This is a genomic window from Viridibacillus sp. d25.2 (assembly GCF_055456015.2).
The window spans coordinates 1,895,469-1,908,978 of record NZ_CM196652.1 but is presented as its reverse complement, the minus strand read 5'-3'; the positions used below and the strand labels follow the sequence as shown (position 1 = coordinate 1,908,978).

Sequence of the window (13,510 nt, the reverse complement as noted above, 5' to 3'; positions counted from 1 at the left end):
TCGTTGACATTGTTGTAAAAAATACACTTCATATTCAATCCAAATATTTTTACTGTAAATATAATCAAAAACGTTCCTTTATAAGATCAATATTTACAGAAAATGCAGCTTTACTGCCATCTGCAGCAGCAAACATTAAAGAAGTAGGGCCTGATTTTTCGGTTTCACCAGCAATATAGACATTTTTTTGAGAGGTGCGACCCGAGCCATCCGTCTGTACAACTCCATTTTCTTGAACTTTACATTCTAATTGCTCAACAAATTGATTTGGTCGATAAAATGAAGGTACTACAAACCCACCCGATCTTAATATCGTTTTTCCTGATATAAATTCTATTTTTTGAAGATAACCACCATCGCCTATTAATTTATCAATTCGCTCCGTTATAACCTTAATATTACGCTTTTGTAATTCACTAGCCCCTTCTTTAGAAAGTTCTACTCCGTTAGTTAAGACAATTAAATCTGTTGACCAGTTATAGACTAGTTTAGTCAAATGCATTATATATGCTTCATCATCTGCCATGACAACTAATGACTTATCCCTTAGCTCCCATCCATCACAGTATGGACAACTAAAGAGGCTTTTCCCATAAAACTCGCGTACACTTTGGAAGGAAAACACTTCTTGAATTCCTGCTGCTAAAATCACTTTTTCTGCAACAAATTCTTGGTCATCTTCTGTTTTTGCGATAAATCGTTCATTACTAGAATCTTTGATAATTTCAGTAATTGTTTTTTGGAAATAAGATACCGACTGATAATTTTTCAATTCATTTAATCCTATTTCTTTAAACGCTTGTGGCTTGATGCCATCTCGAGTGACGAATCCGTGTGACTTCTGTGTCACTCTGTTTCTGTTTGTACCGTTATCAAATATTGCTATGTTCCTTCTAGCTCTTCCTAATGTTAAACCGGCACTTAATCCAGCAGGACCTGCCCCAATAATAATACAATCAAAAATAGTCATTTTCTTCATCCTTTCTTTTTTAATTACAGATATTAATACTCTTTAATAGCTATGATTAGTGTAAAAAACAGGGCTTAATGAGCCTCTGTCATTTGATTAGCTATGTCTACAATTTTTTGATTTCTTAATTCATCCAACATCTTTTCTTCTGCTGAAACAATAACTTTTTGAATCAAACAGTTTGGATCATGATGTAAACAATAGTCAAATAAAGATGTAGGACCTTCAATGGCTTGAATAATATCTAAAAAAGATATGTCTTCCCAATTAGGTTTTAATTTATATCCACCATTGGCACCAGAAACTGATTCAACCATCCCCGCCTTAGCAAGCTTAGTCAATATTTTTGACAAATACGTAGTTGAAACATCTTGATGAGTTGCAAGTTGCTGAACACCTACATGTTTCTCAGGAGTAACATTGACTAGATATAACATGGTATGAAGAGCGTAATTTGTTGCTTTCGAATATTTCACCTTAATAATTCACCCCTAATCATAGATATCATTTATCTACCATATCTATTTTCTGTTTTATAGTCAAGTTAGTTGTCTTTTAGCTTCTACCTATTCTGCTGCAGTTTTAGAAAATAATTTATATTATCGTTACCATTACAAGAACAGAAATAAATCATAACAAGGCTTATAGAAAAGTGAGCGGGGAATATGCATCTAAAAGAAACACAAAAAGAAAGAAGAGAACGCTTAAGACAAAGTGAATTGAGAAATAATCCTACTGGTTTTATACACGATGCATTAAACAGAGGAAGTATTGGGAATTTAACCGATTTAACAGGGGGTATGGGTTGGAAAGGTATAAGGATATTAATTTTAGTATTATTTTTCAGTTACATTCTATACCACATTAATTTCTAAGAACCATATTAGATTGTTCTCCATACGAAAAATTAAGCATATTCGACTTAAAATCGAATATGCTTAATAATCTGCTGAAAAAGCAATCTAGCAGAACGGAGCCTTTTGAAGAAAGTCTTCTTAGCTTGAAAATTGAAATGGCTCTACTTTCGTTTCACCTGTCTCCAAATTTTTCACCGTTATTTGGTTGCGCTCTACTTCATTCTCACCTACTATAATTACATTTCGAATGCCTTCACTATTCGCACGGTCTAATGCTTTGCCAATTTTCTTATTGCTCATGTCTAACTCTACATTGTATCCCTGTTGTCTAAATTCCGTTGCAACCAATAATGACTCCTTTAATGTGTTCATTGGTATGATGTAATAGTCAATTAATGAAGGCTCTAATGCAGCTGTATCTTTCAATGATAGGGCCGTATAAATGACATCTAATCCAAAAGATATACCGACAGTTGAAAAAGACTGATCTGTTCCAAGTAATCCTGCTATTGCATTGTCATATCTCCCACCACTACCAATGCTCGATTTAATTGTTTGATCTACTAAAAACAGTTCATAAATCGTACCTGTATATATTTCCAACCCTCTTGCTAAAAATGGATTAAAGACACATTGCTCCGAAATCTTCAAATACTTCAAGAATGATTCGAGAGATGTTAATTCCTTAATACCTTGCTCAATATTTTCGTTTACTTTAATAAATGGCTCAAAATAACTGATAGTCGTATTTTCGACATGCATTAAAAAATGCTCAATGGAATCAACTACTGTTAACGATAATCCAAGTTCACTTAGCTCTTTCTTAACCGCTTCAACACCGACCTTCTCTATTTTATCCAGTACTAAAATCACTGCACTCATTTGTTCAGATGGTACTTCAAACATTTCTAACATTCCGGATAATAACTTTCGGTTGTTATATTGTATGGAGATTTTCAAATCCAACTTATTAAAGGAAGAAAGTGCCATCTCCATCAGCTCTGCTTCAGCAATTTGAGATTCCACTCCTACAATATCTACATCACATTGTGTAAATTCACGAAATCGTCCTGTCTTTATAGGTCCATCTCTAAAAACCTTACCAATTTCATAGCGCTTAAAAGGCATTCTAATCGAGGGATTCATGGCAATAACTTTTGCAAAAGGAATCGTTAGATCATAACGAAGTGATAAATCTCTTTCACCTCGGTCAGATAATGTATACATTTCCTCTAATATTTCTGCACCGCCACCATATTTTGAAGCCATAAGCTCCGTATAATTCAAAATTGGTGTTTCAAGTGGTTTACAGCCGTATTGTATAAATGTGTCCTCTAGAGCTCTTCTAATTTTCCTTCTAATCACTTCAGCTTCAGGTAAATAATCTTGAGTACCTTTAACATTTTGATAATCCATTTTTCTCATTTGTCATTCCTCCTGTTTTTTTGAAAATAAAAAAACTGCACCTGATAAAAGGAGTTGCTTTTATCGATGCAGTTCAATATAAATAGTCTTCCTATGTACGATTTTAAAAATCGGATAGCAAGACTACATGTGATGATGGAATTGTGAAGTGTTACTTAACATTTTTGTTTGCAACATATAATTCACCTCATATTTGATTATTAACTTACCACAATAGTTAGAATTTTTCAATATTTGTTTTTTTTATATTAAAACAGACCTCGAGCATTCGCATACTTGGAAAGGGCTCAACAAAATCCGCGATAATTTTTTCATTATCCCAAATAGATTACTTGTCAAAATCTTGTTTTAATAACGAGTACATATATAAGTCATCAAATTTACCACATGTATATTCATAATTCCTTAGCAATCCTTCTCTTATAAAACCTTGCTTTTCTGCTAACTTTTGAGATGCGGTATTATCAGGTTCGATTAATGCTTCTATCCTTTGTAAATTAAATTGTTCAAATCCATATTTAATAACCGCTTCAAAAGCTTCGCTAGCTATACCTTGTCCCCAATAGTCTTTGCTCAATTCAGTGCCAATTTCAATACGAAAATGCTTAGGAATTTTGTTAAGAAAGCCGCAGCTACCAATTACTTCGTCTTGGTCTTTCATAGTAATTCCCCACCTAATGCCTGTGCCCTCTTCAAATATTGTTTGATACCATGAAATTTCATCCCTTGCATCCTCAACTGTGGTAAAAGGATCTAATCCAATGTGCTTCACTACTTCATTATCAGACATATATTTCAAAACACTACTCGCATCATCTGCTGTTACTTTTCTTAATATTAATCTATCAGTTTCTAGTATGGGGAACGAGCTTTCTTTCAGTTCCATAATAAATACCTCCATTTTTAAAAAACAGTTTATACTTATTGTTAATAACGCTGGTAGTAAACCTTTTTACTTTAAAATATTTAATTACTCTTATTAATAAGACCTTCAATTTTCTTATCATTTAAAGGAGCAGTCGTTTTATCAGTTATTTTTCCCTCTTTATTTATTATATATGTTGTTGGAAACGATCGAATTTTATATAAATCCATTACTTTACCTTTATCATCTAATACAATAGGAAATGTCAATTCGTATTCCTCAATAAATTTTTCAATATTCCCTATACCCCCTACTTCCTTTCGAGTCATATTTACAGCAAGAAATTCCATGTCAGACTTACCTCCATACCTTTCGTAGTACTCTTGCATATATGGCATTTCTTGTATACAAGGTGGACACCATGATGCCCAAAAATTAAGTAGTATTTTTTTTCCTCTATAATCAGATAATTTTACTGTTTCGCCAGATAAATTTTTCAATTTAAAATCAGGTGCAACATCATTTATTTTAAGTCCAAAATCAGTTTCTAAACTACCATTCACTACTTCGTTAGTTTGATCTTCTATTAGACCACTAGGATACTCTTCTAATCCAACAGAATCATCTTTATCTACGAAATTTGCTTTAATAGTGAAAATAATCATGGAGATAATCATTAATACTGAAATAATCTTCACCATAACTCTAAAACTCATTAATTTCTCCTCCAAAACATACTCAAATCAACATACTAATAAAAAATAACATTAACTGCACTATTTGCAACTTTATATAGGCATTATAAAGAATATATAAAAATTTACTTTTTATTGAAATATAAGAATAATATTTATTATCATTTACTTATTTTACATTAAATCCTTTTAAATGATATAGTTAGTTTTTATTAAAGATTTAAAGAATCCATTTTGAAAAAGATTAATCATTTTCCATACTGCTAATTCTTACATTCTCCTCACGACAGAGGTGACGTAAATGAAAAGAATTAAAGTAATCATTAATAATGTATTTGTCATTTGAGATGCAATAAGAGGAAGAATAATCGATTATTAAAAGTTGGTTTGAGATTTGAATAATTACGAAACGCGTAGGTTATAAAAGGAGTAATTCATACAATGAGAGAGAAATTTGTACACCATTTATGTATTCAAACTAATACATATTTAGAGACAATTGAATTTTATACAAAAGGTTTGGGTTTTGAACTCGTACAAGAGTCCCCTAATTTTCAAGGTCGACAATTTAATACATGGCTAAAGCTAGGTGCTTTTTATATTGAGCTTCAAACGGGTAAACACGATGAAGTCCTTACTAATGGAAATTCTAATAGTGAAGGAATAGTTCATTTTTGTCTTTGGGTTGAAGATCTTGTGCATGAAGTAGAACATTTACAATCGATAAATGCAAACTTTCTTCAAAAAGATGGGGAAATCATTTATCACGTTGAAAATGGTCATTTATGCAAATTAATAGCGCCAGAAGGAACGATTATAGAGTTACGTGATAATCGAGGAATATAATTCTACTACAAGGTAACGTTGGAAGTTACAAAACATTCTTTCGTGAGTCTATGTAAGGTTGAGAATTCCCCAACCTCAAAGTCGCTGTTGTTGTAGCACAAGATCGTATTGGCATTATGATTGCTCGTAAAAGAAGAACAGGGCGATCAAAGCAGGAGTAATTGATAGCTTCGTACATTCACCCATTTTCTTTGTTATGTACAGATACAGCACCTAACTACTTGTAGAACCAATGCTTATTTCAGCGTATCAAAAGTCAAATTATACAACGATTGAGATGCTGAGAAGTGATAATAAAAGACCTCTATACAGAGGTCAAAATTCAACAGTTCAATTGCATTATGTATCAATCCATAGCATTTCTCACTTTTTCTGGAATCATAACCACCTCAGTCTTTACTTCAACTGGTTTAAAGGTTTCATCTATACATTCATCCCAGTATTCTAAATGCTTTTTATCTATCCAATGTTCTGATTGCTCCACTTCTTGTCCACCTTCACCTTGAACTGCATACCAATATAGAAACTCGTTTCCGTTTAGATGTTCTCTAAAAATGGTTTCTACATACATTTTTTCGCCTTCTAAGGTGACAAGAACATCTTTCATATTATCATTCAAAAATCTTAACCATTCATCAACTCTTTCAGTCTTACCTTTTTTAACCTTAAACCTTGTTAATTCTATGTTCATTTTTATCCTCCAATAAGACAATTTAATGTGCATGGAAATTTTAACATAAATACAAATTAACGGAAAGCGTTTTGCAGAAACAACAATTTTATAGAAAACAACTAAATTAAAAAACAATAGTATAGATTTGAATTAAAGTTACCATATAATGAAAGCGCCGCAAGTAAACATTCAGAACAAACCGTTAACACTTCCACAATCTTTTAACATCTACCAATTCCTGACCTTCGAATTCCATTTTGTAAATATCAGGTTTAGATGTATGAAGTAAAAAATTCAAATCGTACTGTTTATCAAAAAACTGCATCATCAAAGTCATAATATTTCCATGAGTGCCTAATACTACTTTCTGTCCTTGATAGGTATTTAATAATTCTTTCAATACCAACATCGCTCTATTCTGACAAACTGAGTTAGACTCCCCTCCAGTCAAAGCAAAGTTAGGATTGGAAAACGACTCCTCCAACAAAGGGAATAATTCTTTATCGGGTATTGGGTGTTCTTCATTAGAAAAAACTCTTTCTTTAAGATCTTCAAATACTATAATTTCTTTCCCTGTACATTTAGCCAAATCTTTTATAGTTAGGATTGCTCGTTGATACGGGCTAGAAACGAAAACTTCGATTTCCTCTCCTTGTAATATTTCAGTTATTCTACTAGTGTCGGATATCCCTTTATCAGTTAACCCTCTTGTTCTTTCATTTCCGTCCATTCTCGGTGATTCACCATGTCTCACCATATAAATATAAGTTTTCATAATACCTCCTGAAAAGAAGAATGCTTAAATATAGTTAGTTAAGTATCTTTATTTAATTGTAGCTAAATAACATTTGCCTTTTTTCCTTAGCATTGCGTACTTTATACTATCGGAGTCCTCAAATTAATTGCTTATAGATTATCATTTTTTTCTTTTAAAAATTGTATAGCTAATTCTGTTGAGTAAATTAGAGATGGCTCACCTTTACTCTTTCTAATGGATAATGCTTGATGAAAATGAGAAAGTGCTAACTCCCATTCCCCCAATTCCATTAAGCACTTTCCTTTATGCTGTAACGCAAAATCTAATAAATCACAATCATCTATAGGTGTTAATGCTCTAATAGTTGTGTCAAATGACTTTAAAGCATCTTCATATTGGCCAGCATATTTAAAGGCCTCTCCTAAACGAATCAGATTTGCAAATTTTGATTTCTTTTGATTGCTCTCTTCAGCAAGAGTAAAGCTTCTTTTAAGCATTTGAATGGCTTGCTCACTTTCACCAGCGATTCGATATAAATTACCACTATTACCGTATAAAAAAATCTGCTCATTAATTGAATATTGTTCTATCGTTTTTATAGCCTCTTCAAAGTGACGTAACAGTTTATTTAATGTTTCATAATTATGGCATTTTTCACGCAAGTATTGGTTTTTATCTAAATAAATAAACTCACTAAGACTTAATAAATCTTCCCTAAGTATGGAAATATCCATTATTTACACCTCTCTAAAACTACTCACTGCTTAGTAATAACGTTTTCCACAAACCCTAACTTTGCATTAGCATATGCATTTTCATTGTTTGGGTATTCTTTAGATAGCTTTACTTTTAACGCTTCATATTCTTTCGCTAATTCAGGGTGCGATATTAGACGATCTCGGAATAGTATATGCTTGTGCCACCATTCCCCTGCATACTCTACTACATGAACAACATGAGTTTTAATAGGTGGATCTAGACTTTCAAACTTTGCAATAACTTCCTTGCCATCAATGTTGACCCTTGCTAAATGATAAAAACCGTACTTCTTTAGCCGTTGAAAATCAAACTTTCGAAAATCTTCTAACTTCTTTAAACCTATAAGAATATCCACAAGTGGCTTCGCTTTAATGCCTGGTATTGATGTACTTCCAATATGCTGAATATCAACAACTAAATCCTCTAAAACACCTTGCAAATTATCCTTCTCACTAGCGTAAGACTGACCCCAGTTCTCCTGAGGCTCTACTAAATACACTTCACCCTTTTGTAATCCAGCCATACCCATACCCCCTTGTTCATTAAGTCTATAATATATGCTTTCACAAAAAAAGACTGAAATAAATTGTAAATATTTGTTATAATATATAGAGCAATTAAACATTATATAAACCTTATTCGAGACTAGACCATACTCTAAGAAGAATAACATTTTTGAAATTTTTTAGAAGGAGACGATAGGATGAGTGGTAAAGCTTTTTTGATTTTATTTCTTGTACTATTTATTAACAGTGTAAGATATGCAGGTTATTTTTATAATAGTTCCTCCAATTATTATTATTTGGGTATGCTTATTATTAATATCATCGCTTTAATTACATGTATATATTCTTATAAAAAACATGAAGAAAATACTAACAATACATCTGATGTTTACTTTAAGAAGTGATACATTGTTCTGTAAAGCAAGCTACATCAAGTGATTTAGCAATTAATAGATTATTTTCTCCTCCTAATCCATAACTCCATAATTCCCTCTATAATTATAAAAATTCATTAAGAATAAAACTTCTATTACTGAGCAACTTAGTCTCTAGGAGGTGAATATCCATGACTAAGAACAACAACAAGACAAAAAACGAAAAAAACCACAGCAGCAATATCAATTTCGATAACTACAACAGCAATAACAATAACCCCAATCAAAACGAAGAATTTGCTAGTGACTTTGAAGCTACAGCAAAAAACAAAAATCAACCATCTAACAAAAAGAAATAGTAGAGATTCACATTCAAAAGCCTTAATGCATTTGAGCATTAAGGCTTTTCTAATAAGAAGATATGGTGTATGAGATAAAGTTATTAAACGGCAAATTAAAAATACACGATTTTTCATTAAGCATTTCAGCACATGTATTGAATAACTCAGCTCTAATTTTTGACTATTTAGCCCATAAGAACATCAGCATATGAACATAAAATAATATAGAAAGTGCTGTTATTACATATACATTTTCATAGAAACTTTCTCGTATAATAAAAAGCGAACAAATGATACGACAAATTCATATTGCTCCACCAAAAACATCGTGTTAAAATTAAAAAATGCCTAAGAATAGTGAGTGATAATTATGATTCAAACTATAAATTCACGAAAACTATATATTTCAAAAACAAAAACCCTCGACTGAAACTGCACTGACCTAAAAATATGAGACAAATAAAAACACCTTTCGTTGAAAAAATGGGTATTCTACCTTTAAAAACCAACGCGGAGGTGTTTTTTCTATGGGGACAAGAGTCAGTTATCCAGTAGAAATTAAAATGAAGGCAATTGAGATGAGATTAGCTGGGATTCCTGTAAAGCAAGTATTAGAAGAGTTGAATATTCGTAATCACAGTCAATTAAAAACATGGTTGAAATGGTATCGAAATGGCGAATTACATCGGCTTGAACAGCCAGTGGGTAAACAATATACCTTCGGTAAAGGACCTGAATATGGAAGTGAAACCGCAAAGTTACAAGCTGAAAATCGTTATCTAAAACAACAGATTGAAGTATTAAAAAAGTACACAGAGTTGGAGAGGAAGTGGTCTCAAGAGTCGTAGTTCAATTAGTGGAGGAGTTAAAAGGAAGTATGTCAATTGGTGAAATCTGTCTTCATTTAGGAGTTGGCCGTTCGTCTTACTATCGTTGGAAAGCAAAAGTTCATACGCAAACACCAAAGGAGCTTAGAGACCAACAAATTGGTAACTTGTGCAAGCTACACAAATTTAGATACGGTTATCGAAAAATCACAAAATCATTAATAGGTATTAGTGAGAAAACGGTGCAACGTGTGATGCAAAAATATAACTGGCAGTGCCGTGTAAAAGTAAAGAAACGTAAACGTACGGGCCAACCAGCTTACATCGCTCCAAATTTATTAGCTCGCGATTTTAGTGCAACAAAACCATTAGAGAAGCTCGTAACAGATATTACCTACTTGCCTTTTGGACAAACCATGATGTATCTTTCAAGTATATTAGATCTGTTTAATGGCGAGATTATTGCACAAACCATTGGGTCTAAGCAAGATACAGCCTTTGTTTTAGATACGCTCAATCAATTACCTAATTTACCAGAGGGCTGCATTCTGCATAGTGATCAAGGATCTGTATATACATCTTATGTATATCAAAAAACAATCAAAGAAAAGGGAATTACCATGAGCATGTCTTGTAAAGGCACGCCCGTTGATAATTCCCCAATCGAAACGTTTCACTCCTCGCTAAAGTCTGAAACGTTCTACCTCGACGAAATTTACCGCACGACAAATGCACGCGTAATAAATATGGTCGAAGAATACATTTATTATTATAACAATATCCGGATTAAAACGAAATTAAACAGCCAGTCGCCGGTACAATACCGTCAACTGGCTGCAAAATAAGGTGTTTTCTTATTGTCTCAAAAACGATACTCAGTGCCAACCAGTCGAGGGTTTTTGTTGCTCATAGGAAAGATTTTATTGGAGGTGCAAAATTATGGGGCAAGGCACAAATTCAAATGGTTCAATTATTGCTGGCTGGATTAGCTTAATAAGTAATATTATTTTAACGGTTCTTAAGATTGTCGTAGGTACTCTCTTCAATAGTCCAGTTCTTCTTGCAGACGGTTATCATAACGCTGGTGATGTTATTGCAAGTGGAGCTGCTTTAACTTCAATGCGTATCTCAAAACGTCCTGCGGATGAAGACCACCCCTATGGTCACGGCAAAGCAGAAGTAATAAGTTCGGCCCTTGTAGGCGTTATTTTATTACTAGCAGCAGTTTACATTGCCTTTGAGTCTATTTCAGCATTCTTTCATGAACCTGAAAAGGCAAGTATTATCGCCTTCATAACAGCTATTATTTCACTAGTCTGGAAGCAAATTTTATATGTATATACGATTAGAATTGGTAAAAGAATGAACAGTAAAGGTTTAATTGCGACTGCATATGATCATCTTGCAGATGTGTATGCTTCATTAGCAGCTGTATTGGGAATTGGGCTTGCACTTGTTGGAGAGTTTTATCATATTCATATCCTTACTTACGGAGATCCAATCGCAGGTATTATTGTAACCATCTTAGTTTTTAAACTTGCATATGGGATGATTATAGAAGCAATGGATACACTTATGGAAAAGAGTGTAAGTCGTGAGAGATTAGATAACTTTACGAGTTTAATACTAACTATTCCAGAAGTAAAACGCATAGATCGTCTCCGGGCGAGAGAACACGGTCATTATGTATTGATTGATCTTCGCGTGGGTGTACATGGTGAATTAACAATTCAAGAAGGTCATGATATTATTCGCAAAATAAAGAAAACCATTATGGAAAAGCATCCTGATGTAGACGAAGTTCTTATTCATCTAAATCCTTGGTATGAATTTAATAAATAAAGACCTTCGATCTTCATTTTCACTGAAAATGAATCTACAAAAGGTAGTTGGATTAGCTCAATCCAACTGCCTTTAAAATTCCAATAATTTAAATGAGGGAGGTATAAGAGGAACAATAATGACTGTCATTCAGCCTTAATGGCAAAAGAGTTTCGTTTATTAAATATTCTGGACCATCATAAGGTAGTCAAAAAATTTCAAGTGTCATACTCAATAAGTCGGAAGCTCATTGATTGAATTTAAGTCGTGACTGACTATTCCTTTTGGCTCTGTTAAACTTAATTGTTGTTTTAATGAAAAAAGAAGCGTATTCGATATTATAGTCGAGTACACATCTTTTTTGAGCGACTAATAATTAATAAGTAAACTTAATTTCCGTTTTTCCATTTACGATATCGATAAAATACACCAACAACATATAGCAATGTTAAAATAATCGGAATTCCAATTTTCATTACAAAATTATCAGCATAAGACCAAGCGACCAGATATAAAAATATTAAAGCTAACGCACCTGACCATAACGAACGAATAAATTTCCCTTTATTATCTAAATTCCAATAGAAAAAATTCACAATATCACCTCACCCACTTATAAGAATAGACAATAAATAAAGTACATTTTTTACTTTCATATTGGGAGAAACCATTGCCTATTTCCAGTTGATAAATAACAATTTTTTAAAATCGATATATTTTTACCAAACTTTCCAAGAATCTACCCCATGAGAAGGATTATAATATCCTAATATGTAAGCACCAAATATCATCCCAACAATACCTAATACTAGTAGTATTTTGAAAAGATAATAACCTAAAGGTTTTGGAAGCATGAATATAGCATCTAACCCTGATTTTTCATAAAACCATTTTTTACTTTGTTTGAAAGCCACAAAAAAACCTACTGCAAAAACCAAATTAATGATTGCTAGACATGCACCTTTGATATATAACATGTTGCCTCCTGAATTTTCTTACCGTTTTCTATTTTTATATATATTATAAATATAAGATATTGATCCTTTTAAAAACATCCATATTACTTTTTTCTATTGTTTAGAAGAGATAAAACTTGATTTTCTGAAAAACTGTATCTACCGATAACTGTCCTTGTTGCACTTCCCTTTTTGTTAGTGTTTATGGTGGTAGTACAAAGCCGTTGTCTCGTATAGCTATCCAAAACATTTTTAATAAGTATACAGCTGCATTTAGTCAGAGCAGTGGCATTAGTCCTCACAAGCTTCGTCATAGCTTTGCGGTGAATTTTATACGCAATGGCGGAAACATTATACTTCTTCGTAACCAACTAGGTCATAATGATATTAAAACGACTTCTCTTTTTTCACAAATATGGCACATACAGATAGTCAAAAAATTTTAAATAATAGAACAACGTCGTAATAACTTTGATTTATAGTTATTTAATGAAAATTAAAAAGATAGTTTCCTTCTATATGTCTAAAGTAATTACTATTTGTTCTATTAATATAATTTGTCAGTACATGCTTTATTTATTCTATGAAGTTATTAATAAAACAACACTAATTAAGGTCCATAAGGTTCCCCAAATGATTACACGCTTCAAACTAACTAGTGACATAAAATTCAGGAATAATATACATAGTATCAATACGAAGAAACTACGAAGTAGATCGGATAATCCATCTTGTTTATCTATAAAAAGACTAACCAACAACAGAATTCCAATAATCAAAACTAAACTTAAGCATAACTTCTGAAAAATTCTATTATCAAAGACTTTTTCAAATGAAA

The 13,510-nt window shown here is 32.4% G+C and carries 17 protein-coding genes and 1 pseudogene; 7 read left to right on the top strand and 11 right to left on the bottom strand.

All coding sequences use genetic code 11. The annotated features are described in order from the left end of the window. Nucleotides 1-64 precede the first annotated feature (64 nt). A complete protein-coding gene (locus ACZLO7_RS09705; RefSeq protein WP_464940349.1) occupies nucleotides 65-970 on the bottom strand; it encodes an NAD(P)/FAD-dependent oxidoreductase in 906 nt (301 codons plus the stop codon). Between the two features lie 74 nt (nucleotides 971-1,044). After that, complete coding sequence (locus tag ACZLO7_RS09700; protein WP_464940348.1) at nucleotides 1,045-1,446, bottom strand: Rrf2 family transcriptional regulator; 402 nt, start codon at nucleotides 1,444-1,446, stop codon at nucleotides 1,045-1,047. A 189-nt stretch (nucleotides 1,447-1,635) separates the two neighbouring features. Between ACZLO7_RS09700 and ACZLO7_RS09695 the strand changes: the two genes are divergently transcribed. Then, nucleotides 1,636-1,845 (top strand): DUF6366 family protein, encoded by a 210-nt coding sequence (locus tag ACZLO7_RS09695; RefSeq protein ID WP_464940347.1) that lies wholly within the window; start codon nucleotides 1,636-1,638, stop codon nucleotides 1,843-1,845. Nucleotides 1,846-1,965: 120 nt separating this feature from the next. Here ACZLO7_RS09695 and ACZLO7_RS09690 read toward each other — a convergent pair whose 3' ends face one another. The 3 genes from ACZLO7_RS09690 to ACZLO7_RS09680 form a co-directional block, all read right to left on the bottom strand. Next, nucleotides 1,966-3,252 carry a histidine--tRNA ligase gene (locus ACZLO7_RS09690; RefSeq protein ID WP_464940346.1) on the bottom strand — a complete coding sequence of 429 codons (1,287 nt, stop codon included), beginning with the start codon at nucleotides 3,250-3,252 and terminating at the stop codon, nucleotides 1,966-1,968. A gap of 328 nt (nucleotides 3,253-3,580) precedes the next feature. Beyond that, nucleotides 3,581-4,138, bottom strand: coding sequence for a GNAT family N-acetyltransferase (locus ACZLO7_RS09685; RefSeq protein WP_464940345.1), 558 nt, complete (start codon nucleotides 4,136-4,138; stop codon nucleotides 3,581-3,583). 80 nt (nucleotides 4,139-4,218) lie between these two features. After that, nucleotides 4,219-4,833, bottom strand: coding sequence for a TlpA family protein disulfide reductase (locus ACZLO7_RS09680; protein ID WP_464940344.1), 615 nt, complete (start codon nucleotides 4,831-4,833; stop codon nucleotides 4,219-4,221). Between the two features lie 420 nt (nucleotides 4,834-5,253). On the opposite strand from ACZLO7_RS09680, the gene ACZLO7_RS09675 reads away from it, so the two are divergent. After that, on the top strand, nucleotides 5,254-5,658 hold the full coding sequence (locus ACZLO7_RS09675; protein WP_464940343.1) for a VOC family protein: 405 nt from the start codon (nucleotides 5,254-5,256) through the stop codon (nucleotides 5,656-5,658). 71 nt (nucleotides 5,659-5,729) lie between these two features. Further along, a pseudogene (locus ACZLO7_RS09670) lies at nucleotides 5,730-5,879 on the top strand (IS1595 family transposase); the annotation flags it as partial. A 125-nt stretch (nucleotides 5,880-6,004) separates the two neighbouring features. On the opposite strand, the gene ACZLO7_RS09665 reads toward ACZLO7_RS09670, so the two are convergent. The 4 genes from ACZLO7_RS09665 to ACZLO7_RS09650 all read right to left on the bottom strand — a co-directional run bounded on the left by ACZLO7_RS09665 (nucleotide 6,005) and on the right by ACZLO7_RS09650 (nucleotide 8,370). After that, entirely contained in the window at nucleotides 6,005-6,349 is a 345-nt protein-coding gene (locus ACZLO7_RS09665) for a DUF6176 family protein (protein WP_464940342.1), read from the bottom strand. 184 nt (nucleotides 6,350-6,533) lie between these two features. Continuing rightward, nucleotides 6,534-7,106 (bottom strand): histidine phosphatase family protein, encoded by a 573-nt coding sequence (locus tag ACZLO7_RS09660; RefSeq protein ID WP_464940341.1) that lies wholly within the window; start codon nucleotides 7,104-7,106, stop codon nucleotides 6,534-6,536. A gap of 131 nt (nucleotides 7,107-7,237) precedes the next feature. Further along, nucleotides 7,238-7,822 carry a tetratricopeptide repeat protein gene (locus ACZLO7_RS09655; RefSeq protein ID WP_464940340.1) on the bottom strand — a complete coding sequence of 195 codons (585 nt, stop codon included), beginning with the start codon at nucleotides 7,820-7,822 and terminating at the stop codon, nucleotides 7,238-7,240. Between the two features lie 23 nt (nucleotides 7,823-7,845). Beyond that, nucleotides 7,846-8,370: a GrpB family protein gene (locus ACZLO7_RS09650; protein ID WP_464940339.1), complete on the bottom strand. Its 525-nt coding sequence runs from the start codon at nucleotides 8,368-8,370 to the stop codon at nucleotides 7,846-7,848. Nucleotides 8,371-8,918: 548 nt separating this feature from the next. Here ACZLO7_RS09650 and ACZLO7_RS09645 point away from each other — a divergent pair. The 3 genes from ACZLO7_RS09645 to ACZLO7_RS09635 all read left to right on the top strand — a co-directional run bounded on the left by ACZLO7_RS09645 (nucleotide 8,919) and on the right by ACZLO7_RS09635 (nucleotide 11,737). Then, entirely contained in the window at nucleotides 8,919-9,086 is a 168-nt protein-coding gene (locus ACZLO7_RS09645) for a hypothetical protein (protein ID WP_464940338.1), read from the top strand. Nucleotides 9,087-9,595: 509 nt separating this feature from the next. Next, a protein-coding gene (locus tag ACZLO7_RS09640) for an IS3 family transposase (RefSeq protein ID WP_511261354.1) occupies nucleotides 9,596-10,740 on the top strand; the annotation gives its coding sequence in 2 pieces (ribosomal slippage) (nucleotides 9,596-9,869 and nucleotides 9,869-10,740; 1,146 coding nt in all). Nucleotides 10,741-10,834: 94 nt separating this feature from the next. Further along, nucleotides 10,835-11,737, top strand: coding sequence for a cation diffusion facilitator family transporter (locus ACZLO7_RS09635; RefSeq protein ID WP_464941003.1), 903 nt, complete (start codon nucleotides 10,835-10,837; stop codon nucleotides 11,735-11,737). A 368-nt stretch (nucleotides 11,738-12,105) separates the two neighbouring features. Here the strand turns inward: ACZLO7_RS09635 and ACZLO7_RS09630 are convergent, their stop codons facing one another. After that, nucleotides 12,106-12,312 carry a hypothetical protein gene (locus tag ACZLO7_RS09630; protein WP_464941004.1) on the bottom strand — a complete coding sequence of 69 codons (207 nt, stop codon included), beginning with the start codon at nucleotides 12,310-12,312 and terminating at the stop codon, nucleotides 12,106-12,108. 123 nt (nucleotides 12,313-12,435) lie between these two features. Next, nucleotides 12,436-12,693 (bottom strand): hypothetical protein, encoded by a 258-nt coding sequence (locus ACZLO7_RS09625; protein ID WP_464941005.1) that lies wholly within the window; start codon nucleotides 12,691-12,693, stop codon nucleotides 12,436-12,438. 203 nt (nucleotides 12,694-12,896) lie between these two features. On the opposite strand from ACZLO7_RS09625, the gene ACZLO7_RS09620 reads away from it, so the two are divergent. Further along, nucleotides 12,897-13,118, top strand: coding sequence for a tyrosine-type recombinase/integrase (locus ACZLO7_RS09620; RefSeq protein WP_464941006.1), 222 nt, complete (start codon nucleotides 12,897-12,899; stop codon nucleotides 13,116-13,118). Nucleotides 13,119-13,510: the final 392 nt, after the last annotated feature.

What these genes read in the sequence shown, in the direction of transcription:
- ACZLO7_RS09655 (WP_464940340.1), bottom strand. Translation starts at nt 7,822, where the DNA reads ATGGATATTTCCATACTTAGGGAAGATTTATTAAGTCTTAGTGAGTTT.
- ACZLO7_RS09660 (WP_464940341.1), bottom strand. Translation starts at nt 7,106, where the DNA reads ATGAAAACTTATATTTATATGGTGAGACATGGTGAATCACCGAGAATG.
- ACZLO7_RS09675 (WP_464940343.1), top strand. Translation starts at nt 5,254, where the DNA reads ATGAGAGAGAAATTTGTACACCATTTATGTATTCAAACTAATACATAT.
- ACZLO7_RS09665 (WP_464940342.1), bottom strand. Translation starts at nt 6,349, where the DNA reads ATGAACATAGAATTAACAAGGTTTAAGGTTAAAAAAGGTAAGACTGAA.
- ACZLO7_RS09685 (WP_464940345.1), bottom strand. Translation starts at nt 4,138, where the DNA reads ATGGAACTGAAAGAAAGCTCGTTCCCCATACTAGAAACTGATAGATTA.
- ACZLO7_RS09705 (WP_464940349.1), bottom strand. Translation starts at nt 970, where the DNA reads ATGACTATTTTTGATTGTATTATTATTGGGGCAGGTCCTGCTGGATTA.
- ACZLO7_RS09635 (WP_464941003.1), top strand. Translation starts at nt 10,835, where the DNA reads ATGGGGCAAGGCACAAATTCAAATGGTTCAATTATTGCTGGCTGGATT.
- ACZLO7_RS09680 (WP_464940344.1), bottom strand. Translation starts at nt 4,833, where the DNA reads ATGAGTTTTAGAGTTATGGTGAAGATTATTTCAGTATTAATGATTATC.
- ACZLO7_RS09690 (WP_464940346.1), bottom strand. Translation starts at nt 3,252, where the DNA reads ATGAGAAAAATGGATTATCAAAATGTTAAAGGTACTCAAGATTATTTA.
- ACZLO7_RS09650 (WP_464940339.1), bottom strand. Translation starts at nt 8,370, where the DNA reads ATGGCTGGATTACAAAAGGGTGAAGTGTATTTAGTAGAGCCTCAGGAG.
- ACZLO7_RS09625 (WP_464941005.1), bottom strand. Translation starts at nt 12,693, where the DNA reads ATGTTATATATCAAAGGTGCATGTCTAGCAATCATTAATTTGGTTTTT.
- ACZLO7_RS09695 (WP_464940347.1), top strand. Translation starts at nt 1,636, where the DNA reads ATGCATCTAAAAGAAACACAAAAAGAAAGAAGAGAACGCTTAAGACAA.
- ACZLO7_RS09645 (WP_464940338.1), top strand. Translation starts at nt 8,919, where the DNA reads ATGACTAAGAACAACAACAAGACAAAAAACGAAAAAAACCACAGCAGC.